22 protein-coding genes are annotated in these 25,749 nt (G+C 29.4%); 10 read left to right on the forward strand and 12 right to left on the reverse strand.

The window, feature by feature from the left end; genetic code table 11:
* Positions 1–17: 17 nt before the first annotated feature.
* Entirely contained in the window at positions 18–413 is a 396-nt protein-coding gene (locus ACFO3U_RS03180) for a DUF983 domain-containing protein (RefSeq protein ID WP_379738287.1), read from the forward strand.
* On the opposite strand, the gene ACFO3U_RS03185 is transcribed toward ACFO3U_RS03180, so the two are convergent.
* From ACFO3U_RS03185 to topA, 7 genes are all read right to left on the reverse strand, one after another.
* Positions 406–1,461, reverse strand: a complete 1,056-nt coding sequence (locus ACFO3U_RS03185; RefSeq protein ID WP_379738288.1) for an NAD(P)/FAD-dependent oxidoreductase — start codon at positions 1,459–1,461, stop codon at positions 406–408. The genes ACFO3U_RS03180 and ACFO3U_RS03185 overlap by 8 nt on opposite strands.
* Positions 1,462–1,530: 69 nt before the next feature.
* Positions 1,531–2,439: a type IX secretion system ring subunit PorN/GldN gene (gene porN, locus ACFO3U_RS03190; protein ID WP_379738289.1), complete on the reverse strand. Its 909-nt coding sequence runs from the start codon at positions 2,437–2,439 to the stop codon at positions 1,531–1,533.
* A gap of 43 nt (positions 2,440–2,482) precedes the next feature.
* Positions 2,483–4,012 (reverse strand): type IX secretion system motor protein PorM/GldM, encoded by a 1,530-nt coding sequence (porM, locus tag ACFO3U_RS03195; protein WP_379738290.1) that lies wholly within the window; start codon positions 4,010–4,012, stop codon positions 2,483–2,485.
* A 58-nt stretch (positions 4,013–4,070) separates the two neighbouring features.
* Positions 4,071–4,718 (reverse strand): type IX secretion system motor protein PorL/GldL, encoded by a 648-nt coding sequence (porL, locus tag ACFO3U_RS03200; RefSeq protein ID WP_379738291.1) that lies wholly within the window; start codon positions 4,716–4,718, stop codon positions 4,071–4,073.
* Between the two features lie 69 nt (positions 4,719–4,787).
* Positions 4,788–6,149 (reverse strand): T9SS ring complex lipoprotein PorK/GldK, encoded by a 1,362-nt coding sequence (gene porK, locus ACFO3U_RS03205; RefSeq protein WP_379738292.1) that lies wholly within the window; start codon positions 6,147–6,149, stop codon positions 4,788–4,790.
* Between the two features lie 151 nt (positions 6,150–6,300).
* A complete protein-coding gene (locus tag ACFO3U_RS03210) occupies positions 6,301–7,449 on the reverse strand; it encodes a formimidoylglutamase (protein ID WP_379738293.1) in 1,149 nt (382 codons plus the stop codon).
* A 3-nt stretch (positions 7,450–7,452) separates the two neighbouring features.
* The gene (topA, locus tag ACFO3U_RS03215; RefSeq protein ID WP_379738294.1) at positions 7,453–9,945 is read right to left on the reverse strand and encodes a type I DNA topoisomerase; all 2,493 of its coding nucleotides are present in this window, start codon (positions 9,943–9,945) and stop codon (positions 7,453–7,455) included.
* A gap of 197 nt (positions 9,946–10,142) precedes the next feature.
* Here topA and miaB point away from each other — a divergent pair, with 197 nt between their 5' ends.
* From miaB to ACFO3U_RS03260, 9 genes are all read left to right on the forward strand, one after another.
* Positions 10,143–11,594 (forward strand): tRNA (N6-isopentenyl adenosine(37)-C2)-methylthiotransferase MiaB, encoded by a 1,452-nt coding sequence (gene miaB, locus ACFO3U_RS03220; RefSeq protein ID WP_379738295.1) that lies wholly within the window; start codon positions 10,143–10,145, stop codon positions 11,592–11,594.
* A gap of 28 nt (positions 11,595–11,622) precedes the next feature.
* Positions 11,623–12,894: a sigma-54 interaction domain-containing protein gene (locus ACFO3U_RS03225; protein WP_379738296.1), complete on the forward strand. Its 1,272-nt coding sequence runs from the start codon at positions 11,623–11,625 to the stop codon at positions 12,892–12,894.
* 13 nt (positions 12,895–12,907) lie between these two features.
* The gene (locus ACFO3U_RS03230) at positions 12,908–13,411 is read left to right on the forward strand and encodes an LptE family protein (RefSeq protein WP_379738297.1); all 504 of its coding nucleotides are present in this window, start codon (positions 12,908–12,910) and stop codon (positions 13,409–13,411) included.
* Between the two features lie 12 nt (positions 13,412–13,423).
* Positions 13,424–14,236 (forward strand): tetratricopeptide repeat protein, encoded by an 813-nt coding sequence (locus ACFO3U_RS03235; RefSeq protein ID WP_379738298.1) that lies wholly within the window; start codon positions 13,424–13,426, stop codon positions 14,234–14,236.
* Positions 14,236–14,598 (forward strand): preprotein translocase subunit SecG, encoded by a 363-nt coding sequence (secG, locus tag ACFO3U_RS03240; RefSeq protein ID WP_379738553.1) that lies wholly within the window; start codon positions 14,236–14,238, stop codon positions 14,596–14,598. Before ACFO3U_RS03235 ends, secG begins: the two co-directional genes overlap by 1 nt.
* Positions 14,599–14,734: 136 nt before the next feature.
* Positions 14,735–15,010: a co-chaperone GroES gene (locus ACFO3U_RS03245; RefSeq protein ID WP_379738299.1), complete on the forward strand. Its 276-nt coding sequence runs from the start codon at positions 14,735–14,737 to the stop codon at positions 15,008–15,010.
* Positions 15,011–15,095: 85 nt separating this feature from the next.
* A complete protein-coding gene (gene groL / locus ACFO3U_RS03250) occupies positions 15,096–16,721 on the forward strand; it encodes a chaperonin GroEL (protein ID WP_379738300.1) in 1,626 nt (541 codons plus the stop codon).
* A gap of 76 nt (positions 16,722–16,797) precedes the next feature.
* Positions 16,798–19,173 carry a hypothetical protein gene (locus ACFO3U_RS03255; RefSeq protein ID WP_379738301.1) on the forward strand — a complete coding sequence of 792 codons (2,376 nt, stop codon included), beginning with the start codon at positions 16,798–16,800 and terminating at the stop codon, positions 19,171–19,173.
* Positions 19,174–19,229: 56 nt separating this feature from the next.
* A complete protein-coding gene (locus tag ACFO3U_RS03260; protein WP_379738302.1) occupies positions 19,230–21,596 on the forward strand; it encodes a hypothetical protein in 2,367 nt (788 codons plus the stop codon).
* A gap of 59 nt (positions 21,597–21,655) precedes the next feature.
* Here the strand turns inward: ACFO3U_RS03260 and ACFO3U_RS03265 are convergent, their stop codons facing one another.
* From ACFO3U_RS03265 to xrtF, 5 genes are read right to left on the reverse strand one after another with little or no spacing between them, the layout of a single operon-like run.
* Positions 21,656–22,003: a heavy-metal-associated domain-containing protein gene (locus ACFO3U_RS03265; RefSeq protein WP_379738303.1), complete on the reverse strand. Its 348-nt coding sequence runs from the start codon at positions 22,001–22,003 to the stop codon at positions 21,656–21,658.
* A gap of 19 nt (positions 22,004–22,022) precedes the next feature.
* Positions 22,023–24,266, reverse strand: a complete 2,244-nt coding sequence (locus ACFO3U_RS03270; RefSeq protein ID WP_379738304.1) for a TonB-dependent receptor — start codon at positions 24,264–24,266, stop codon at positions 22,023–22,025.
* A gap of 55 nt (positions 24,267–24,321) precedes the next feature.
* Positions 24,322–24,729, reverse strand: a complete 408-nt coding sequence (locus ACFO3U_RS03275) for an HYC_CC_PP family protein (protein ID WP_379738305.1) — start codon at positions 24,727–24,729, stop codon at positions 24,322–24,324.
* Between the two features lie 35 nt (positions 24,730–24,764).
* A complete protein-coding gene (locus ACFO3U_RS03280) occupies positions 24,765–25,199 on the reverse strand; it encodes an exosortase F system-associated membrane protein (RefSeq protein WP_379738306.1) in 435 nt (144 codons plus the stop codon).
* Positions 25,189–25,731, reverse strand: coding sequence for an exosortase family protein XrtF (gene xrtF / locus ACFO3U_RS03285; protein ID WP_379738307.1), 543 nt, complete (start codon positions 25,729–25,731; stop codon positions 25,189–25,191). Before xrtF ends, ACFO3U_RS03280 begins: the two co-directional genes overlap by 11 nt.
* Positions 25,732–25,749: the final 18 nt, after the last annotated feature.

Raw genomic sequence — 25,749 nt, forward strand, 5'->3', positions numbered from 1 at the left:
GTATAAAATTTTTGCAAATGTTAAAAAAAGGATTGAAACTAAATAGCATTTTAACAGGAAGTTGTCCAAAATGCCAAGAGGAAAGTATGTATTTGGATAAAAATCCATATAATTTAGGCAATGTTTACAAAATGCATGAAAAATGCAGTCATTGTAATTTAAAATACAGCATTGAACCTTCATTTTTTTATGGAGCAATGTATGTAAGTTATAGTTTAGGAGTTGCTTTTGCAGTAGCTACCTTTATTGTTTCTTTTGTGTTTTTTAATAGTACACTAATGACAGCTTTTATTGCTATTGTAATTACTTTAGTAGTTTTAATGCCTGTAATTATGAGATTAGCACGAAATATTTGGATTAATATGTTTATTTCGTTTGAAAAAAACTGGAAAGAGGAGAAAAAGACTATTTAATATTTCTTTTTTTATAAATTCTTTGAATGTTTATTTCATTTTCTAAAGGAGCATTTTCAGTAATATTTTTAAACAATTGAGTAGCCAAATAAGGACCAAGCATAACACCTCTTGTTCCAAGTCCATTTAACACATGTAAATTTTTATGTTTATAATGTGCCCCGACTAAAGGTCTTCTGTCTTTTACCGTTGGACGAACACCTGCAAAATGCTTTACAACTTCAAAGTCACAAGAAATTAATTCTTTGAGATTTTCAATTAATTCGCTTTTGCCCTCTTCTGTTGGATTATTTGTTTTGTCTTTCCAATTATAAGTAGCTCCAACTTTATACAAATCATTTCCTAAAGGAAGTAGAAAAATATTAGATTTAACTATAAGATTTAAATCCAATTCAGGTGATTTAATGACAAGTAACTCACCTTTTGTTCCATCTAGTGGTAAATCATTAAAAAACGGATTAGAATGCAGGCCAAAACCTTCTGCAAAGATTATGTTTTTAGCTTGTATGTTTTTATATTGGATGAAATCATTATTAAATTCGATAGCATCATAATCAAACCTATCAGAAGAATAAAGATTATTTTTAATTAAATAATTGGAATAATTTTCTATTAATGAAGCAACATCCAAATAACCCGTTTCTAAAACTTCACCAAAACCAAAAGAAGAATTTATATTAGAAATTTTTTTGTTTATTAAATTTGAAGATAAAAAAGGAGCCAAATTAGGTTTATCCGCAGCTTGAAACCAATTATTTTGTTCTTCTACAGAAGCAAATCTTCTATAAATTGGAATTTTATAATCAAAAGTAATATTTAGTTTCTCTTCAATAGTTTTATATAACGGAAAAGCAATTTCGAGTTGTTCCTTAGCTTTCCAAACTTCACTAAACCTTTTCAAAACAACAGGATTATATAATCCTCCAGCAATTTTAGAAGAAGGTTGAGAATTATCATCAAAGACCATTATGGTTTTATTGTTTTGAATTGCTATTTCAGCAAAACAAATACCTGCTAATCCATTTCCAACTATTATAAAATCAATCATGGTGTAAAATTAAAAAACTCTTATCAAATAAATGATAAGAGTTTTTATATAATTAATATTTAAGATTTTTTAGTAACTCCACATATCTTGTTCGAAGTTTCTAATTTTTTCTTTAATTCTATCCGATTCTAACAATTGCATTTGAGCATTTTCTTTTAGATATTCACTAATTTTTCTATCTCCTTGAACGTTTTCCTCTTGATAAATAGTAGCATTAAATCTTCTTGCATTCAACAAATGGTCAAAAGAAATTGGGGCTGAAGAATTTTTGTCATTGAAAGCGTAGTTTTCATGTAAAACATCTCTAGCAGAAGGGAAAAATACCCAAAATAAATCGATATAATCTTTCTCTTCTTGATCCATAGTATAAACATCTGGAATTACTGGACAAATACCTAACATACGGTATTTTAATTCACCTTGTCTTTTGTCAAAGTACCATCTTCCAACAATTTTGTATGCATCAACATCTTGAGCTGTTAATTCTGTTACATTAATATACTGTTCATCTATTTTCTTTTCACCAGCTTTATAAGCTTCATAATCTTCGTTCATTTGATCATAACCACCTATAGTTGTATCTATTTTCACAAAAGAAGCTTCAATTTCTTTTAATTCTTTTTTTGAAGTAAAATAACTTGAATTATAAACCTCAGTAATAATACTATCTCTAATAGCTTTAACTAAAACTGAATATAATGCCTTTCTATTATCACCTAAAGATTCATCAATAGGATAATACATAGGAAAGTTTACTCTCTCATCAAGATCAATTATTTCCCACACTGTTTTTCCAAACAATACATCTCTATCATCTACATATCCATAAGGTAATGGTTTATCATTATCAGAATTTAATTGTGCTTCTGATTTTTTACCAATTTGATCTGGAGTTTTAGCATTTAACAAGTTAGATTGAGCAGAAACTGTCATTGTACCTAAAGTTAATATAGCTAAAAATAAATTTTTGTAATTCATTATATAAAATATTAGTTTTTAATAAAACTCAAATAATGTAAAATTATTGTATTTCGAAAGTACAAGCTGATGCTGGTTTAACAGCTTGTTGTATTCCAGAGAATGAAGCTTTGATGTTGTTAATTACAATCACATCACCTCTTTTCGCTGTTTTAATTGCCGACCTTGCTCTTCCATCCATTCTATTACCATTAACAACAATAGTTGGTTGACCTGGAACTTTTATTGTAAATTGAGTTACATTAACAGTCACTGGAAAATCAAAATCTTCTAAATCCGCAGACACAGATACTGATTCAAGATTTGATGCTGATCCTTTTGCTGCTACTTCACCTCTAACTTTACCAGTTGGAGCAGGTAAATTCTTAATTCTAAATGGTTTTTTATCAGATACCGTAGTACCATCTGGCAACGTTGCTGAAGCAGTAATTACTACTTCTGTACCAGAACCTGGTTTTAGGTTGTATTTACCATTAGCACCACCAGACATTCCTGGAGCTACTGCTCTAACCTTATCGTTTGCAACACCTGGGAAAGTAACAGTTATAGGGTTATCAACACCTCTATAAACTACATTCATTTTATCTGCAGAAATAGTTGCAGAATTTGGACGTGGAACAACCACATATGTACCATTAAACTTCAAAGGAATAGTTTTACCATCTTCTATAAAAGTAAACTCACCTGCAATTTTTTGCTCACCTACGGCTCCAGCTGTTAGATTAATCTTAGCTTGTCCTGTTGCAGGATCTAATACCGCACCAGTTACTTTTTCTGGCTTAGTATTTTCATCATAACGACCTAAAACAACTTTACCTGTAACTTTCTCGCCAGAAAAATAAGCATTTTTATCTAAAACTACAATTGCCTGATATTTACTGTAAGAAGCCGTTTCAACAGCTGCTTTCCCTAATGCAACACTAATAACATCTGATTCAGCTTTCTTAGCATCATTTTGCCAAGCTGACAATTTAGCTAAAGATGCAATAGCAGGAAAACCTTTAAAATGATAATCCAAAAACTTAATTTTAATACCTTCCTTATTAGATACATCAGACAAATCAAATTTAGAATTGATTTCATTCAAAATTGGCTCATATTTTTTACTTGACAAAGCTTTTTTCATTTCTGCTTTATAAGTTTCAATTGCAGCTATAACTTCATTACCTCTTTTAGTATAACCTTCACCTGTAAACCAACTGTTATTTAGGTTATCAGCTTTATCCATAGATTCATAAGGTAATTTTCCATCTTCTGGCTCAACACCTTTTAAAACTTCTGCTTTTAAAGTTGCTACAAAATCATAAAATTTCTTTGTAGCTGCTTCAACTTGGTGAGCTGTTACTGCTGCCTTTTCAAATTCTCCTTTTGCTTCAGTAGCTTTAGCATCTAAAGCACCTAACATTTGTTGATTATTTGAAACTGCAGATTTATTAGACTCTTCGAATCTTTCATTCATCAAACCAAATGCTGAAAGCACTTCTTTTGACATATTCATTGCTAACATTGCGATGAAAACCAGATACATCAGGTTAATCATCTTCTGTCTAGGGGTTAATTTTCCTCCTGCCATTTTGTTTTGTGTTAATTAGTTTTTTAATTAATAAATTTTATTTAATAGATAAAACCAATTATCCTCTGTTACTCATAGCTGTTAACATTCCACCATAAACTGAGTTTAATGATGCGATGTTAGAAGTCATACTTTGCATTTGCTCTTTTAATTTAGATGCATTATCAGCAATCTCTTTATTAGCTTCTGCATTTCTGTTTGCACTTTCTAATTGTAATTTATATAAACTATTTAAAGATTCTAATTGAGAAGCTGCCATAGACATTTCTTCGCTATATTTCTTTTGAGAAGCAATTGAATCAACTGTTGGAGCAATATTTTTTGCAGCTCCTTCAAAATTTTTGATACTATTTGTTAAGCTTGACATTAATTCACCGTCAATTTTAGCATCTTTTAACATTGCATCTAATTTTTGAGACAATAATCCTTGAGCTTCAGCTGGGTTTTCTTGTTTTGCTTTTTTTCCTGAAGTTTCACCTCCAGCTAATTCTGGATAAACTAATGACCAATCCAATTCTTGTGGTGGAGTTTCAAAAGCAGACAATGCAAAAATTGCAGCTTCTGTTACTAACCCTATTGTTAACATCACTGTACCAGTAAGAGGACCTATTTCAAAGTGAGCAATTTTGAATAATGCTCCGATGATTACAATTGCAGCACCCATACCATAGGCGAAATTCATGATTTTTGGTGATAATAAAGCCATAATAATTTAATTTAGTTAAGTTTTTTAATTTAGTTAAGTTTAATATAATAGTTTGATTAATATTCTTATTTATTGACCAGTAGTTTTAGTTCCCATGTAATCTTGTACAGTTCTGAAACCAATATAACTTCTAGCAGAATCAGCATATTCAAAATCACGAGTTGCATTTTGTAAGTTATACGCTACATCTTTCCAAGACCCACCACGTATTACTTTACGTTGGTTTTTTCTATCTGGAACGTTAGGATTCATAGTAGAAACAAATTCATAAGCACCTGGATCATAAGATGTCTCAGTCCACTCAGAAACATTACCTGCCATGTTATAAAGATTAAAGTTATTAGCTTCATAAGATTTAGCCTCTACAGTATACAAAGCTCCATCAGCAGCATAATCACCTCTATTTGGCTTAAAGTTTGCTAAGAAACAACCTCTATCACTGTGTGCATAAGGTCCTCCCCATGGAAAAGTTGCAGACTGAATACCTCCACGAGCAGCATATTCCCACTCAGCTTCAATTGGCAATCTAAATTGGTTAATTAAATCTCTACCTTTTTTAGTTTTGATGTAAGCATTTTTCTTTAATGTTCTCCAAGCACAGAAGGCTTTTGCTTGTTTCCAAGTCACACCTACTACAGGATAATCTCCGTAAGCTTGATGCCAAAAATAATCATTATGCATTGGCTCATTGTAAGAATAAGCAAAATCTTTAATCCATACTGTTGTATCTGGATATATTTCAACAGGCTCAGTTTTCTTTAAGAAACCTTTTCTTCCTTTTTGCTTAACAGCTTCATTCAAATCAACCTCTGTATATCTAAATTTCAATTTAGCTACATCAATTGTTCTTAAACCGTTGTATGATTCAGCAGCTGGCAAGTACATTGAATCCATAACCTCTACATAATACTCGTCTGGGTATTTCTGTGGATCTTGAATCAGTTTCACTTTTCTATTAAGTTTTCTACCTGCATATGGATCATCATCAGAACCAATACTATAGTAGTTCTCATACATATATTTGTCATAAGGAGACATATTAGCTGGATCTGCATCATCGAAAGCAAACTCCCCAATACCATCACCAGAACCAGGCTTTTGACCCATTTCATCAGCCAATATTGCTAATCTTGTTCTAATTGTTGAATCTTTAACCCATTCCACAAATGAGCGATATTCAGCATTGGTAATTTCAGTCTCATCCATGTAAAATGAACGAACAGTAACTGTTTTAGTTGGTGCATCTTGCATGTTAGCAGGATCATCATCAGATTTTCCCATTATAAATGCTCCACCAGGAACTAATGTCATACCATATGGCTTTTCAGGATGCCATTTTCTACCTTTAACTCCTACAAGCTCTCCTTTATCTCCACCACCACAACTTGCGAGGATTGAAACAAATAATGAAAATACTATGAACTTCTTCATATTAAATTTGGGTTAAATATTTATTTTATTTTAAGGGCGTAAACCTATTTATTTTATTTGACAAAAACAATAGTTTATTAAAAAAATCACAAAATTTATTCAAAAACACCTTTTCATTGTCAATTAACGCTTTAATTATATAATTATTGTATTAAATACAATTTTTTCTTTGTGCTTTCCACCATCTATTAGGAATTTCTTGTTGTGTTGCAAGAATATAATCCTCATTAGAACATGGTAATAACGTATTTCTTTTTAATTTATTGCTTGAATTAGTATGAGGAATTTCAATCCACCATCTTTCAGAGTAATTACTTTTATAAAAAATTAACTCTTCTTCTTCAATTGGCACAATATATTTTATAAAATTCTCTCTAGTTCCTATTGGATACTCTCTCGATCTATAATGATACCCTTCTATAAAGTACCAAATCACCTGAGAAATTAAAACAGCTTCTTCTTTAGTATTATTATGATTAAACAATCCAAAAGACGAAATTTTGTCACTAATTCCAGAATACCTTGCTAATATACATATTTCTTTTCCATTAAAACCATTTGGAATAAAAGGTTTTTTATTTCCTGATGCACTTGATTTAATAGACCTCATGTCTACACTAACAATATCTGCATCCCTAAAGACTGGTTCTGCGATAGTTGTGTTATGTGAAACCTCACCTAATCTATAGGCTTCAAAATACAATTTTTCAATTAAATCTATTTCTTCTTGAGAATTATAATAGGTTTGATATCCAATATTACTATAATTAAATAAATTATTAGGCTCTTCAACTATCATTTTTGATAAATAAGAATCTGCTAATTCTGTATTTTGTCCATTTTCAAAATCAAATTTAGAGTCTACTGCAACAACATTCACCATTTGATCAAGATTATCATAAGCCCTATACATTGCATATGTTAAATCTTGACTTCCTCCTATTATTATAGGTATAATACGTTTTTTAATTAATTCTGCACAAACTGTTTTCAAAACAAAGTAAGTGTCTTCAATAGAACTTCCTTGAATAATATCTCCTAAATCATAAATAGCAGCATTCCAATTTCCAGGAAACAAGTTATAAAACTGCAGTCTTATTTCGTTTAAATTATCACATGAATCAACAGATTTCAAACCTCTGTTATCTAAAACTCCGATGATAGCAATTGAATCTTCTTGCAGAACAGGAGTTTCATGATTGGCATGAAATATAGTCTTTTTACCTAATGCTTGATTAGATACTCTATGAATGTCAATAAGCAAATCATCTGATAATGGTTGTAAAAAATCAAACATCATATACTATTTCTTTTTTGCAGCAGTTTTCTTTTTAGCTGGAGCTTTTTTCTTTGCAGGAGCTTTCTCTTCGATTAAATCTTTAACTTCTTCTAATGTCATTGCAGCAGCATCAACATCCTTACTTAATTCAATTTTCACTTTCCCTTTCAAGATAACACTTCTACCCCATCTTGCTTTTTCAACACGTATTCCTTCTTCTTTCCAATCGTGTATTACTTTATCTTTTTCTTTTTGAATTTTATCTTCAATCAATTCATTCATGTCAGATTGTGATAAATTATCAAAATTGTATTTTTTGTTTACATTGATAAACATTCCGTTCCATTTGATGAATGGTCCAAAACGACCAACACCTTTTTGAATTGGCAACGAATCATATGTCCCAATTGGAGCATCAGCTTCTTCTTTTTCAGCAATTAATTCTTTTGCTCTATCTAAAGTCACATCCAAAGGATCTTCACCTTTTGGTAAAGAGATAAACATTTTGCCAAATCGAACATAAGGTCCAAAACGACCATTATTCACTTCTACTTCTTCTCCTTTATGTGTTCCTAAATTTTTTGGCAATAAAAATAGGTTCAAAGCTTCCTCTAAAGTAATCGTTCCAATATTTTGATCTGGACTTAAACTTGCGAATTGTTTTTCTTCATCTTCAGCATCTCCAATCTGAGCCATTGGTCCAAATTTTCCTAATCGAACAGAAATTGGTTTTCCTGTTTTGGGATCAGTACCTAAAATTCGTTCCCCACTTTCTCTGTCAGCATTTTCTTCAACATCAACTACATTTGGATGAAATTTAGAATAAAATTCATTCATCATGTTTGTCCAATTGATATTTCCTTCAGCAATTTCGTCAAAATCTTGCTCTACTTTTGCTGTAAAGTTATAATCTAAAATCGCTGAGAAATTTTTAACTAAGAAGTCGTTTACAATTGTTCCGATATCTGTTGGAACTAATTTTCCTTTATCTGAACCTGTAGTTTCAGTTAATACTTTTGATTTCACTTCACTTCCTAATAAAGTAAATTGTGTATATTTTCTTTCTATTCCTTCCGAACTTCCTTTTTCAACGTAGTTTCTATTGATAATAGTTGAAATTGTTGGAGCATAAGTTGAAGGACGACCAATTCCTAATTCTTCTAATTTCTTAACCAATGAAGCTTCTGTATATCTTGAAGGTGGTCGAGAAAATCGTTCTGTTGCTTGAATAAATGTATTTGATACTTTTTCATTTACTTTCATAGCAGGTAATAATCCATCTTGCTCTTCCTCATCATCATCGTGACCTTCTAAGTATACTTTTAGAAAACCTTCAAATTTGATAACTTCTCCGCTTGCAGTAAAAGTTTCACTGTGATTATTTGCTTCAATTTTTACATTAGTTCGTTCTAATTCTGCATCGCTCATTTGTGAAGCTAATGTTCTTTTCCAAATCAAATCATATAACCTTGCCTGATCTCTATCAATATTTATTGTATGTTGAGACATATCCGTTGGTCGAATTGCTTCATGGGCTTCTTGAGCACCTTTACTTTTATTGTTGAAATTTCTTGGTTTACTAAACTCTTTACCATAAGAACGAGTAATCTCTTCTTGTGCAGCAGCCATAGCTTCTTGCGAAAGATTCACACTATCAGTTCTCATATAAGTAATCAAACCGGCTTCATATAAACGTTGTGCAATTTGCATTGTGATTCCAACTGGTAAATATAATTTACGTGCTGCTTCTTGTTGCAAAGTTGAAGTAGTAAATGGTGGTGCAGGAGATTTTTTTGTTGGCTTAGTTTCTAAATCAGCCACTTTAAATGAAGAACCAATATTTTTCTTTAGAAAATCTTCAGCTTCTTTTTTGGTATTGAAATTTTTTGGCAATTTTGCTTTAAAACTTTTTCCAGCTTCTGTTGTGAATTCAGCTGTTATACTATAGGTTCCTACTGAATTAAACTCTTGTATTTCTCTTTCTCTCTCAACTATTAATCGAACAGAAACAGATTGAACACGACCAGCGGATAATCCTCCTTTTACTTTTTTCCAAAGTACAGGTGAAAGTTCATATCCTACTAACCTATCTAAAACCCTACGTGCTTGTTGCGCATTTACTAAATCATAATTAATATCTCTTGGATTTTCAATTGCTTTTAAAATAGCTGATTTTGTAATTTCATGAAAAACAATACGTTTTGTTTTCTTTTTATCTAATTTTAATTCTTCAGCTAAATGCCAAGAAATCGCTTCTCCTTCTCGGTCCTCATCGGAAGCTAACCAAACCATTTCGGCATTTTTAGAAAGCGTTTTTAATTTACTTACAAGGGCTTTTTTGTCGGAAGAAACTTCATATTTAGGTTTAAAACCATTTTCCACATCTACTCCTATTTCCTTTGAAGGCAAGTCGGCAATATGACCATAACTTGACTCTACTTGAAAATCTTTTCCTAGAAATTTCTCGATTGTTTTTGCCTTTGCAGGTGACTCAACGATTACTAAATTCTTTGCCATTCTGATTTTTTATTTGTCGCAAAAGTATGGGTTTTTTTTAAATTTTGAAGTTTTGAACCTTTTTTTATGTTTTTTAGAATAATTTTTGAATTAATTGCAACACTAAAACTTAAAAATTTAGTTAAACTAACTCTGCCATCTTGTCATATTTGAGTTAATAGTATTATATTTGCAATCCGAAAATAGGAATTTTGAATATGGAAAAGGTAATTGACGAAAACAAACAAGGAGAAACTTTAGTCCTTGAACAAAAAAACACCAACACAAAAAAACTTTTTATAGAAAGTTATGGTTGTGCTATGAATTTTTCTGATAGTGAAATTGTAGCTTCTATATTAAATGAACAAGGTTATAACACAACACAAGTGCTTGAAGAAGCAGATTTGGTTTTGGTAAACACTTGTTCAATCAGAGATAAAGCAGAACAAACTATTCGTAAAAGATTAGAAAAATATAATGCTGTTAAACGCGATGTAAATCCAAAAATGAAAGTTGGAGTTTTAGGCTGTATGGCTGAACGTTTAAAAGAACAATTTTTAGAACAAGAAAAAATTGTTGATTTAGTGGTTGGACCAGATGCCTATAAAGATTTACCTAATTTATTAAGTGAAGTTGAAGATGGTAGAGACGCAATCAATGTAATTCTTTCAAAAGAAGAAACCTATGGAGATATTTCTCCTGTTCGATTAAATAGTAATGGTGTTACAGCTTTTGTTTCCATAACAAGAGGTTGTGATAATATGTGTACGTTTTGTGTCGTTCCTTTTACAAGAGGAAGAGAAAGAAGCAGAGAACCACAAAGTATTCTTCAAGAAATTCAAGATTTATGGGACAGAGGTTTTAAAGAAGTTTGCCTTTTAGGTCAAAATGTGGATAGCTATTTATGGTATGGTGGTGGATTGAAGAAAGATTTTGACAAAGCTTCTGAAATGCAAAAAGCAACCTCAGTCGAATTTGCCCAATTGCTAGAAATGTGTGCCATTCAATTTCCAAAAATGCGTTTTCGTTTTTCTACTTCCAATCCTCAAGATATGCATGAAGAAGTTTTACATGTTATTGCAAAGTATCATAATGTTTGTAACTACATTCATTTGCCAGTTCAAAGTGGAAGTACGAGAATTTTAAAAGAAATGAATCGTCAACATACCAGAGAAGAATATATGGCTTTAGTTGACAAAATTAAAACTATCATTCCTGATTGTACTATTTCTCAAGATTTAATTGCAGGTTTTCCAACAGAAACGGAAGAAGATCATAAAGAAACTTTGAGTTTAATGGAATATGTTCAATATGATTTTGGCTATATGTTCTCTTACTCTGAAAGACCAGGAACATTAGCAGCCAGAAAAATGGAAGACGACGTTCCTGAAGAAGTTAAAAAAAGACGTTTACAAGAAATAGTTGATTTACAACAAAAAATTAGTGAAACTAGAACCAAAAGATTTGTTGGTCAAATAGTTGAAGTTTTAATTGAAAAAGAATCCAAAAAATCAAAAGACGAATGGAGTGGTAAAAACTCTGAAAATGTTGTCACGGTTTTCCCAAAAGAAAATTTTAAAGTTGGAGAATTTGTTCTTGTAAAAATTAAGGATTGTACTGGTGCAACTTTAAAAGGAGAAGCTGTTGGATATAGTGAATTGATGAATTAATAAAATACTGATATAAATTCAGCATAAAATGGAAAGTATACAAAGTATTAAACAACGATTTGAAATTATTGGAAATGATCCAAAACTCAATCGTGCCATTGAAAAAGCAATCCAAGTAGCTCCAACAGATATTTCTGTATTAATTACTGGAGAAAGTGGTGTTGGAAAAGAAAGTATGCCAAAAATAATCCATTCGCTTTCACACAGAAAACATGGAAAATATATTGCTGTAAACTGCGGAGCCATTCCAGAAGGAACTATTGATAGTGAATTATTTGGACACGAAAAAGGTTCTTTTACTGGTGCAACTGGTGCTCGAGACGGTTATTTTGAAGTAGCTGATGGAGGAACTATATTTTTAGATGAAGTTGGGGAATTACCTTTAACAACTCAAGTTCGTTTACTTCGTGTTTTGGAAAATGGAGAATTTATTAAAGTAGGTTCATCAAAAGTTCAAAAAACTAATGTAAGAATAGTTGCTGCCACAAACGTCAATATGTTTGAAGCTATTGAAAAAGGAAAATTTAGAGAAGATTTATATTATCGTTTAAGCACAGTTGAAATCTTATTGCCACCATTAAGAGAAAGAAAAGACGATATACATTTGTTGTTTCGCAAATTTGCTTCAGATTTTGCACATAAATATAATATGCCTCCCATAAAATTGGATGAAAATGCAGCACAATATTTAATCAAATACAGATGGAATGGAAATATTCGTCAACTAAGAAATATTGCCGAACAAATTTCTGTTCTAGAAACAAATAGAGAAATATCGCTACAAACTCTTTACTCTTATTTACCTCAAGAAGGTTCCAACTTACCTGCTTTAGTTAAGGACAAAAAAGCAGAAAGTGATTTTAGCAACGAAAGAGAAATTCTTTACAAAGTCCTTTTTGACATGAAAAGTGATCTATCTGACTTAAAAAAATTGACATTAGACTTAATCAAGAATGGAAGTTCTAATATTCAAGAAGCAAATAAAGGATTGATTCAAAAAATTTATGGAAAACCCGAAGAAAATAGTCCTACTTTTGAAGAAGAACCAAGATTAGGAATGATTCCAGCAAAAGCACATCAAATTCAAGAAGAGTTTGAAGATGCTGAAGAAGATGATGACCAAAACTACCTTTTTGCAGAAGCTATTGAAGAAGAGGAAACATTAAGTTTAGAAGCTAAAGAAATTGAGCTAATCAAAAAATCTTTAGACAGAAATAAAGGAAAAAGAAAAGCTGCAGCAGATGAATTAGGAATTTCTGAAAGAACATTATATAGAAAAATAAAGCAATACGACCTTTAAAATTAAATTGAAAATGAAAAAAACACATTATATAGTATTAATTCTTATTTCAATTTTATTGAATGGGTGTGGAGCTTATAATTTCACTGGTGCAAAACCAATTGATGCAAAAACTTTTCAAGTTAATTACTTTCAAAATAATGCAGACTTAATTGAACCTGGAATTGAAAGAACGTTTACATTGGCATTACAAGATTTAATTCAAAATCAAACAAATTTAAATCTAACTAATACTGGTGGGGAATTGCTATTTGAAGGTGAAATAACTGAATATAGAATCACTCCAATGACAGCAACTGCAGATCAAACAGCTGCTCAAAATAGATTGACGATTTCTGTAAATGTTAGGTTTACAAATAGAAATAATGAAGAAGATGATTTTGAAAAACGCTTTTCATTTTATAATGATTTTGATGGAAATGCTCAATTAACAGGTACTCAATTAACAAATTCTTTAGATGTTATATTTGATAGAATTACTCAAGACATTTTCAATGAAGCATTAGCGAAATGGTAAAAAAAATTTAAATTGAATTTAAGTAAAACAACATATCTTCTTAATAATCCAGATGCAGTTGATGAAAATCAAACAATGGCATTAGAATCAATATTGCAAGAATATCCATATTTTCAAGGATTACGTGCTTTGTATTTAAAAGGATTATATAATTTAGACAGTTATCGCTATAATTTTGAATTAAAAAAAACAGCCGCTCACACTACTGATAGAACCATTTTATTTGATTTCATAACCTCTGATAATTTCAAAACAGTCAATACTGAGCTTATTGAAAAACAGCAAAACGAAATTAATGAAATTTTTGTGGAAAGTTTCGAGATTTTAAATCCAAAACCTTCACAGAGCAATCTTCAAATTGAACAATTTAAAGCTTCAAATGAAAAAACTGTTGAACCTTTGTCTGAAATCGAAGAAAAATTAGAAATCAATAAACCTTTACATTTTGATCTTCAGGAGAAACATTCCTTTTCAGAATGGTTGCAATTAGCAAAATTTGCACCTATTGAAAGAGAAAATAAAGAAAATGAAGAAGTTTTTCCAGAGGAAAAAAAGAAAAAAATTGATCTTATAGATAAGTTTATTGAATCCAATCCAAAAATTGGACCTATCAAGGAAACCACTATAAACACTGATATTATTGAAAAAGTTTCTGAAGAACCTAGTCATTTAATGACAGAAACTTTAGCCAGAATTTACTTGGAGCAAAAAAAATATAAGAAAGCAATTCAAGCATATGAAATATTAATTTTGAAATATCCAGAAAAAAGTATTTTCTTTGCAAACCGAATAAAAGATATAAAGGATTTACAACAAAATAATTAATTATGGGATTTACAGGTTTTTTAATAGCAATCACAATAGTATGTTTTCTATTAATTTTAGCAATTATGGTACAAAACCCTAAAGGTGGAGGATTATCTTCTTCTTTTGGTGGCACACAACAAATTGGTGGTGTTCAAAAAACTACAGACTTTTTAGATAAAAGTACTTGGTATTTAGGAATAGCATTAATCGTTTTAATTTTCTTATCTACATTAAGTTTTGAAAACGGTGGTGTTAACGGTTCAAAAATTGTTGACGAAAGTGAATTAAACGTTGCTCCTGTTGTTCCAACTACACCTGCTGCAACTACACAACCAGCTAATGAAGCAGCTACAACTCAAGCAAACGATACTGCTAAATAATTTTTTAGCAATAAGATAAAAATGCCAGCCTGTCAGTGCTGGCTTTTTTTTTGAAGCAAAATTGGCACAAATAATCTTTGGCACAATTTCTGAAATTTAGAATCAACAATTTAAAATTATTAAAAAACATAAAACTATGTCATTAAACATCAAACCACTTTCAGATCGAGTAGTAATTGAGCCAATGGCTGCTGAAACTACAACCGCTTCAGGATTAATCATTCCTGATACTGCTAAAGAAAAACCACAAAAAGGAACAGTTGTAGCAGTTGGAAACGGTAAAAAAGATCATACAATGACTGTTAAAGTTGGCGACACAGTATTGTATGGTAAATATGCAGGTACCGAATTAAAATATGAGGGTACAGATTACCTTATTATGAAAGAAGAAGAAATTTACGCAATTATTTAATTAAATACTAAGACACAAGTATTAAGAGTTAAAATTAATAAATTGCCGTTCGGCTTCAGCCAACGGATAAAAAAACAAAACAAAAATGGCAAAAGATATTAAATTTGATATAGAAGCAAGAGATGGTCTAAAAAGAGGTGTTGATGCATTAGCAAATGCAGTAAAAGTAACACTTGGACCAAAAGGAAGAAACGTTATTATTAGCAAATCATTTGGTGGTCCATCAGTAACAAAAGATGGTGTTTCTGTAGCTAAAGAAATTGAATTAGCAGATCCATTAGAAAATATGGGAGCTCAAATGGTTAAAGAAGTAGCTTCAAAAACTAATGATTTAGCAGGAGATGGAACTACAACTGCAACTGTTTTAGCACAAGCTATCGTTAAAGAAGGTTTAAAAAACGTAGCTGCTGGAGCCAATCCAATGGACTTAAAAAGAGGAATTGATAAAGCAGTTGAAGCAATCGTTGAAGATTTAGCTAAACAATCACAAACAGTTGGAAATTCATCTGAAAAAATAAAACAAATCGCATCTATTTCAGCAAATAATGATGATACAATTGGAGAGTTAATTGCTCAAGCATTTGATAAAGTTGGAAAAGAAGGTGTTATCACTGTTGAAGAAGCAAAAGGAACAGACACATACGTAGATGTTGTAGAAGGAATGCAGTTTGATAGAGGATATCTTTCTCCTTACTTCGTAACAGATGCTGATAAAATGATTGCTGAATTGAATAATCCTTACATTTTATTATTCGACAAAAAAATATCGAACTTACAAGAGTTATTACCAATTCTTGAACCAGTTGCACAATCTGGAAAACCATTAGTAATTATTGCTGAAGATGTTGATGGTCAAGCTTTAGCAACATTAGTTGTAAACAAATTAAGAGGTGGTTTAAAAATTGCAGCTGTTAAAGCTCCAGGTTTTGGTGACAGAAGAAAAGCTATGTTAGAAGATATCGCAATCTTAACTGGTGGAACTGTAATTGCTGAAGAAAGTGGATATTCATTAGAAAATGCTACTTTAGAGATGCTAGGAACTGCAGAAAACGTGACTATTGATAAAGATAATACTACAATTGTAAATGGTGCTGGTGCTCCAGACAACATCAAAGCAAGAGTAAACCAAATCAAAGCACAAGTTGAAACTACAACTTCTGATTATGATAGAGAAAAACTACAAGAACGTTTAGCTAAATTAGCTGGTGGTGTTGCTGTTTTATATGTTGGAGCTGCTTCTGAAGTAGAAATGAAAGAGAAAAAAGATAGAGTTGACGATGCTTTACACGCAACAAGAGCTGCTGTTGAAGAAGGAATTGTTGCTGGTGGTGGTGTTGCTTTAGTTAGAGCAAAAGCTGCTTTAGCAAAATTAAAATCAGAAAACGCAGACGAAGCAACTGGAATTCAAATTGTAAATAAAGCAGTAGAGTCTCCATTGAGAACTATCGTTGAAAATGCAGGTGGTGAAGGTTCAGTAGTAATTGCAAAAGTATTAGACGGAAAAGCAGATTTTGGTTTCAACGCTAAAACAGGTGAATATGTTCAAATGCTTAAAGCAGGAATTATTGATCCTAAAAAAGTAACTCGTGTGGCTTTAGAAAATGCTGCTTCTGTTTCTGGAATGATTCTTACCACAGAATGTGCATTAATTGACATAAAAGAAGATGCTCCAGCTATGCCAATGGGTGGTGGAATGCCAGGAATGATGTAAAATTTTGCATTTTATAAAAAAATAAATCCGACATGATATATCTGTCGGATTTTTTTTATATTTATAAAAAATTTTCATGAAAAAAAGATATCCATTTCTGTTTTTTATTCTTCTTTTTTATAGTGTAAGTGCTCAAGAAAAAGATAACCATCAAAAAATTATTGAATCAATAAACAACTACTATAGTTTATCTAGTGAGAATATTCATTTGCACTTAAACAAAAGCAGTTATTTGACAAATGAAAACATTTGGTTCAAAGGATATATTATTGATAAAAAAACAAATGGCTTAAATAACGAAACCACAAATGTATATGTTAGATTATTAGACGAAAATAAAGTTGAGATTACTAATAAATTATTTTTAGCAAATAACGGAACTATCATTGGAAATTTTAAACTTGATAATAATTATAATTCTGGAACATACTACCTTCATACCTACACTAATTTTATGAATAATTTTGAAGAAGACGAATCTTCAATTTTTCCTATTGAAATAATTAACACAAAAGATAAATCTACATCTAATAGCGATAATACAATTAGTGAAGACTTTATAAAATTTTCAATTGAAGGTGGCAAATTAATATTTCAATGCGACAATACAATTGGTGTTCAAATAAAAAATTGTTCTGGAGAAGGACTCAAAATAAATAGTATAAAAGTAATAGATTCAAAAAACAACATTATTAATCAATTTTCAACGAATAGTCAAGGTTACGGTAAATTTGATATTCTAAAAACAAAGAATGAAAATTATAAAATTATTGTAGAACAAAATGGAGTTAAGGTTGAAAAGAAACTTCCTGATGTAAATTCTGAAGGCATAACAATGAGTGTAAATAATTATTCTGATACAAATAATTTCTTAATAAAAATAAAAACAAACATTTATACTTTTGAAAAAATTAAAGACGAAAGTTTAACTTTAGTTATTCAAAAAAACAATCAAATTTCACTTGCTGATTTTTATTTAGATGAGACTACTAAAGATTTAATTTTAGAAAAAAAAATTTTATTTAAAGGATTAAATAGCATACGAATTATTGATCAAAATAATAATTCTTTGTGTGAGAGATTTATTTACAATCACCCAGAAAATCCTACTAAAATAAACTTAGAGAAAACTATACTTAAAGACTCCATTATAATTAAAGGAAGACTAAAAGATAGAATTGCAAATTTCAGTGTGAGTGTTCTTCCAGCTGAAACTACATCATCATTTGAAAAAAATGCTATAACTTCACAATTTAATTTTAATACTTATTTAAATAATGAACTTGAAAATTATTCTTATTATTTTAAAGATTTTGATAGAAACAAACAATATGAATTAGATTTAGCCTTATTAAACCAAAGCACTAACAAGTACAATTGGAATAACATTACAACTAAGAAATCAACAATTAAGTATCCTTTTGAGAAAGGTTTAACTTTAGAAGGATCTACCATTGAAAAAGTTAAAAACAATGAAAATTACATAGTTTTCCTATTATTAAAAGACAATGGTTTAAACCTACAAACAGAATTAAGCCAAGAAAACAAATTTGAATTTGATAACTTAATTGCTATTGACTCCTCTACTCTATTTATCTCACTACTAAAAAACAATTCAAAATACGAGAATATTCATTTTAACACAAAAATTTTAAATAACAATAAAGTTTTATTGAAACCTTCACTTAATAATGTTTTTAAATGTAGTCCAAGAAAATACATTTCACTAACGTCATACAACACAGACTATCCGTATGTTGAAACAGTAAACCAATTAAACGACGTTGTGTTAACCGAAACAGTAAAAGAAAAATTTTTATATACAGATAATTTTGAAAACAGAACGGGTACTATAGGCATAAAAATTGACGATTCAACAGAACAACAATACCAAGATGTGTTAAGTTTTATAAGCACTCATGGTTTTGATGTAAAAATTGATCCAAAATCAAACAGAGTTATAATTGCTTCAAGAATAGTTAATTCAATAAATGCGAAATCATCATTAAAACCTACTGTATATCTTGACAATGCTCCATTAAGTAACTTTGACAGTTTATTAAATTTATCACTAAAGGATGTTGAAGAAGTATATTTAAATAAAAGAGGGTATGGTCAAGGAATGAGTGCTCCAAGTGGAACTATAAGAATTTATACAAAAAAGAAATTTGGAACAACCAAAGAAGTAAAAAACTCTTCTATTGCAGTGTTAATTAAAAATGGGTTTCAGCAAGAAAAACCTTTTAAAAATCCACAATATGTGAATTATCAAAACCTTTCATTTAGAAGATATGGCACTATCGATTGGATTCCAAATATTTACACAGATGAAAATGGTGAATTTGAGTTTAAGTTCCCAATTTTAGAGCAAAAATCAATAGCTTTTAATATTCAAGGCATTGATAATGAAGGAAATTTTTATTATGAAAACATTACTCTTGAAGTAAAATAAACTCGCTCTTTAAGATTTTACAATACATCAAATACTATTAAAACTTAAGTAAATTTATGTCAAAAAAATTTTTTTCTCTAGTATCTATTTTTCTGTTTTTAATCACAAAAGCACAAGAAAAAGATAATCATTCAATAATCCTAAAGTCCATTAACGATTATTATAGTTTAGCAAGCGAAAATATTCACATTCATTTTAACAAAAATAATTATTTAACTAATGAAACCATTTGGTTCAAAGGATATATTATTGATAAAAAATCAAATGGATTAAATTATCAAACAACAAATGTATATGTTAGAATTTTAGACAAAGACAAAAACGAAATCACCAACAAGTTATTTCTTGCTTCAAACGGAATTATTATTGGTCAATTCAAACTAAATGAATCTTATGATTCAGGAACTTATTACATTCACACATATACTAATTTCATGAATAATTTTGAAGAAGATGAATCTTCATATTATCCAATTGAAATAATTAACACAAAAGATAATTTCTCTATTCAAAACGAAACATCTATTGACAATGCTACTATTGATTTTTCTATTGAAGGTGGAAAATTATTACTCGAGTCAGACAACACCATTGGTATTCACATAACAAATTGTGATGGAAGAGGAATTAAATTAAGTAATATTAAAGTATATGATTCAAAAAATACTTTGATAAATCAATTTGCAACAAATAGTAAGGGTTATGGGAAATTCGATATTTTAAAAACAAAAAATGAAATATATAAAATTGTAGCAGAACAAAGTGGTGAAAAAATAGAAAAAAACCTCCCTTTTGTGAAAAGTGAAGGTATTGTGCTTAGTGTTAATAATTATTCTGATGAAAACAAAATAGCAATTAAAGCCAAAACCAACAACTTTACATTTGAAAAAATTAAAGACAAAAACTTTACCTTGATGATTCAAAAAAACGATCAAGTTAATTTGACTGATTTCTATTTTGAAAGCACATCAAGAGATATTATATTAGATAAAAGCGTTTTATTTAAGGGAGTTAATATTATTCGTGTTTTAGATGAAAATAATAATTCAATTACAGAAAGACTTGTCTATAATCATGTAAAGAGTGCATCTAAAATTATTTTGGAAAAAAAGAATAAATTAAATGATTCATTAACAATAAAAGGTCTTTTAAAAGATAAAATAGCTAATTTTAGTATTAGTATATTACCTAATGAAACAATTACTTCTTTTGAGGATAATTCAATAATTTCTCAATTAACTTTCAATAATTATTTACTAAACAAACTAGAAAACTATTCCTATTATTTTAATGATTATAATCGTAAAAAACAGTTTGAATTGGACTTATTTCTTCTAAATCAAACTTCTTTAAAATATGAATGGAATAACATTCTAACTAAAAAACCAATAATAAAATATCCTTTTGACGTTGGTTTAAATATTGAAGGGACATTAAACCAGTTGATTCCTAACAAAGATAAATTCACTTTAACTTTGACTTCATTTGCAAATGGCATAAACCTCAAAGGCAAAATAGACGAGAATAATAAATTTTTGTTTGAAAACATTGTAGCAACAGATTCAACTTCTTTTTTCATTTCTTTATTAAATGATAAATCTAAATATGAAACAATTAAATTGTATTCAAAAGTTTCAAATAACAAGAATAGATTTTTAAAAACTTTACCTGAATTAAAGGAAAAATGTGAAAATAAGATATTCAATGCATTAACAGAATACAATTCTGATTTTCCATATCTAACAAATACAACAATTCTTAAAGATGTTCTTGTTTCTGATAAGGTTAAATTAAAATTAGAAAACACCACAAACTTTTATAATAGAGGTGGCTCACAAGGCTATAAAATTGACCAAGACAAAGCGGATCTATATTATGATGTAATTGGTTTTATTCAATCTCATGGATTTGACGTAAAAACTGTTGGTGGTTCTGTTTCTATATCAAATAGAACAATTAATTCATTCAAAGGTTCTCTTACTCCTGCCATATTTCTTGATGATGCACCATTGGGTAGCTTAGATTTGATATTGAATATGAATTTAAATATGGTAGATGAAATTTATATTAACAAAAGAGGTTTTGGAACGGGTATGAACTCTCCAAGTGGAACTATCAGAATTTACACCAAAAAACAATTTGGAAGTATAAATAATGAGAAAGTGAATTCAAAATCGTTATTAATAAAAGATGGTTTTCAAAAAGAAGTTCCTTTTAAAAATCCTACATATGCTTATTATGAAGACAACGCTTTTAAAAAATATGGAACAGTGCATTGGATTCCAAATTTATACACAAATGAGAATGGTGAATTTGAATTCAAAATACCTACTCTAAAACAAAAAAGTTTTTTAATAAATATTCAAGGCATTGATAATGAAGGGAATTTTTATTATGAAAACATTCTGATTGAAGTAGAATAAAAAAATCCCGATAAGATTCACTTATCGGGATTTTTCAATTTTAAAAAAGTTGCTTCTTTTTATTCTATTCGTCCATATTGGCAACATCCGTGTAATTCTTCGTATACTTCGTCATCAGCTTTAGCATATTCTGTATCATGTCCAACAGCTGCAATAGCTTTAGCAACGTCTTCTTTTGAACATTTATTTTCATCAATTATTAAATGAATGTCTTTATGGTCAGCATGCCAATCTGCACTTTTAACTCCTTTTACAGAAAAAGCAGCAGCTTCAATTCTTTTTTCACACATTTCGCAATTACCTTCAACTTTGAATTCAGTTTTTGCGTTTTTATTTTTCTTTTTTTCTTGTGCTTGTACTGAAATTCCAATTATAGAAACCAGAAGTACTAAAAATATTTTTTTCATATCTAAACCTTTTATATAATTATTTTATTTTAAATCGTAAACCTACATAATACATTGACCCAAAAGTTGGACCATATATCATACTACTATCAAAATACGAACCAAAAGGGTCATTTGCTCCAACAATAGCATTATTTTGTTTGTAATTACCAATGTTTTCTCCACCAACATACATCTCAAATGTACTTGAAAAAGTCCTTGTAACTTGTGCGTTTACAACTCCAAAAGCTTCTCCAAATTCTGACAACTGATAAGCTGTTGGATTACTTACTGTTTTAGGTAAACGTTGTTTTCCTAACCAATTGTATGTTGCATCAAATTTCCATTGTTGCCCTTTGTCTAAAATATGTGTTTCATAAGCTAAATTAGCAAAAAATCTATTTTTAGCTTGAAGCGACTTTTGAAGATTTCCAACAATATAATCTGTATTTACATCATAATATTTATAAGCTGTTTTGAAATTTAAATGCTTTTTCAATTCAATATTAAATTCTGCTTGAAAAGAATTGGCAACACTTTTACCTTCCAAATTATAAAAAACAACTTCTTGTGGACTAAAATCAACATCTACAACGGCTTGATTTTGAAAATCTGTTCTATAATAGTCTAAAACAATTCCTGAATCTCTTCCCAATAATTTAAAATCTTGAATAAAACTTAGTCCATAATTCCATGCAATTTCTGGGTTTAAACCATATAATTTCCCATCAGTATTTAAAATGGAGAAATTTCTGCTTGAAGCAAATAATTGTTGGTTTTCTGCAAAAATATTAGCTGCACGTTTTCCTCTTCCAGCTGATGCTCTAATCACAGCATCTTTCCAAGGATTGTATCTAATGTGTAATCTTGGAGTAACAAAAGTTCCTAATCGGTTGTGGTTGTCTACTCTAATTCCTGCAACAACCTGAAAATTATCTAAATTATCAAAATCATATTCAAAAAAAGCTCCAACTGAATTGTCGATTCTAGAAAAATCTCTTGCAAAATTTACAGCAATAAACTCTTTGTACTTATCATAAGTAAAATTAACTCCAGTTGTAAATTTGTTTTTTGTATTGGTAATTATGGAACTGAATAACAAATTAGAATAATAACTTTTCTGATCAATGTTGTATTGGTTTAAACCAAAATAAGAATCTTGAGTATGCGATTGAAATGAATTTTGAAAACCAATACTTTGAAAAGGCATATCAGGAAAAACATAACCTGTTTTATTTGATATTTCTATTTTTTCAGTATCAATTTCGCTTCCCCAAGCATTAGTTGTTAATTTATCTGTTTCTGGATTAAAACTAACTTGACCAGCTTGTTTTTCGTCGTTCATGTAACGAAGATTCAAGAAACTTACAATTCCTGTTTCTGCATCATTATATTGCCAACGATTTAAAATATTTACTTGTTTTCCTAATGGATTATCTAAAAAACCATCATCATTATTGTCATTTTTACCCAAACGAGTGTTTCCGTGAACAAATAATGTAGAACTCAATTTGTCTGAATATTTATTATTGAAATGTGTATTGATTTCATATCTTCCTCCCATTCCAGCATAAGCATTTAAGAAAAAAGGAATGTCATTAGCTGGTTTCAATAATTCATAATTAATTTGACCTGAAATACTTTCATAACCATTAATTACACTTCCAGCTCCTTTTGTAACTTGAATACTTTCTACCCAAGTTCCAGGAACAAAAGATAAACCATAAGCTTGAGAAGCTCCACGAACAGAAGGAATATTTTCTTCAGCAATTAGAATATATGGACTTGTTAATCCCAACATTTTAATTTGTTTGTTTCCAGTAACTGCATCCGAATAATTGACGTCAATGGATGGGTTCGTAGAAAAACTTTCAGAAATATTACAGCAAGCAGCTTTCAACAACTCTTTTTGTCCCATAGTTTGCACATTGGTTGCTTTGTAAAGCGAGTGTTCTGTACTTTTTAAAGTTTTTGAAACAGTAACTGCTGTAAGTTCTTCAACAGCTTTTAATTGAATAGTTAAAAAAGAATCATCTTTTACTTCAATTTTTTTGGTATTGTAACCTATATAACTTACAACCAAACTTGTTGTTTCATCTGATTTTTTTATGGTAAATTCACCATTTTCATTGGTAACCACACCAATATTTGTATTGAGCCAATAGACATTTGCTCCTAATAAAGTTTCATTATTTTCATCTACTATTTTTCCTTTAATTACATCATTTTGAGCTTGCGCAATCGAAGTAACTAACAATAGTAAATACATTATTTTTTTATACATAATTTTTATTTAACGTTATTTAATCAATTCTTATTTGACAAAAAACATTAAAAAATTATGCATAAAGTACTAATTTACAATACAATTTATAAAGTGGTGGAGCATTGGATTCACAGTAAAAAGCAGGATTTTCATTAATAGAAAACAAAACTGCATTATCAGTAAATTCAATAGGTGAAATAGTGTTTAAAGTTGCAACACTGGTTTCAAATTTTAAAGATTTATTTAAAAAGTTATCGTGCTTTTTTTCAACCTTGATGATTTTGTTAGAACAACAACTATCATGTTTGCTATCTGTTGCACAACAAGAAACTGCTGGTTTTTCACAAGGTTCTTCAAAAGAAGCATTCAATGAAATAGAAGCAATAGTATCATTGCAAAAATGCACCGTAAAACCATAGCCAATGTTAGCCATAAAGACTACAGATGCTAAAAGAATACTTATGTGGTTTTTAAATTTCATTGATGCAAATATACAATTTCAATTTATTATAAAAGTTATTGACTTGTTAATTTCTGAAAGTAGAAAGCTGGAATTAAAAGCAACAACATAATAGGCTGAATTAAAAATCTTCGAATGTAGAATAAAAACAAATAGTTTGGACTACTTGAAAAAAGCAATAAATAAAATAAAACACTTATTAAAATAACAAATAAAATTACATATAAAACGGCTGCAATTTTGATATGCATTTTATTTAGAAAAAATAAATACAGAATTGTGATAGAAAGTATAGTGTTTGCTATAAATCTTAAAAAAAGATTCAAAAACAACTTAAAAGTATCAAATTCAGGTAAAGATTTATTTTGATATTCAGATTTAAAAAATTGCAAAAAAGGATCATAAAATAATTTGTGCTCAAAAAATCGAATACTAACTATCAAAAGTAAAGCAATAGAAATTCCTATATATCTTAAGAGTTTATTTGGCATATTTCGAAAATTTAGTAACCCAAATAATCCATAGAATAAATACAACTCCATAAATAAAAAGAGGAAAAACTGTTCCATGCAAAAATTCCTGATAATCTGGATAGTAATAAATTGCCCAAACCAATAAACCTATTCGAACAATATTCAATACATAAATTAACAGAGAACCAATGATAATATATAAAAATGTTTTTACCCAATTAGAAGCAAACGCAAAAATAAAAGCGGCAAATAAAATAATTACACTAATAGCATTACATCCTTCAATTACTCTTGCAATATATTTTCCATTATAAATAACCTTCATTGAAGCTTCATTTTTATTTGGAATTACATTACAATCTTCATCAAACAAATGCATAAAATAAGAAGTATGATTTGAAACCATTTTAGTTATTGAATCCAACTCAAATTTAGAAACATCAAACTGATTTAAAAATTGATTATAAATAAATGCAAAAACAAAATAGAATAAAACAAACTTTATTAGAAAGGTAAAAAAGGGTTTATATTGAATAAATATTTTTTTCAAGTCGATTTTTTTTTCAAA

Origin of the sequence: Flavobacterium ponti, assembly GCF_042652765.1 — a bacterium.
Lineage (GTDB): Bacteria > Bacteroidota > Bacteroidia > Flavobacteriales > Flavobacteriaceae > Flavobacterium > Flavobacterium ponti.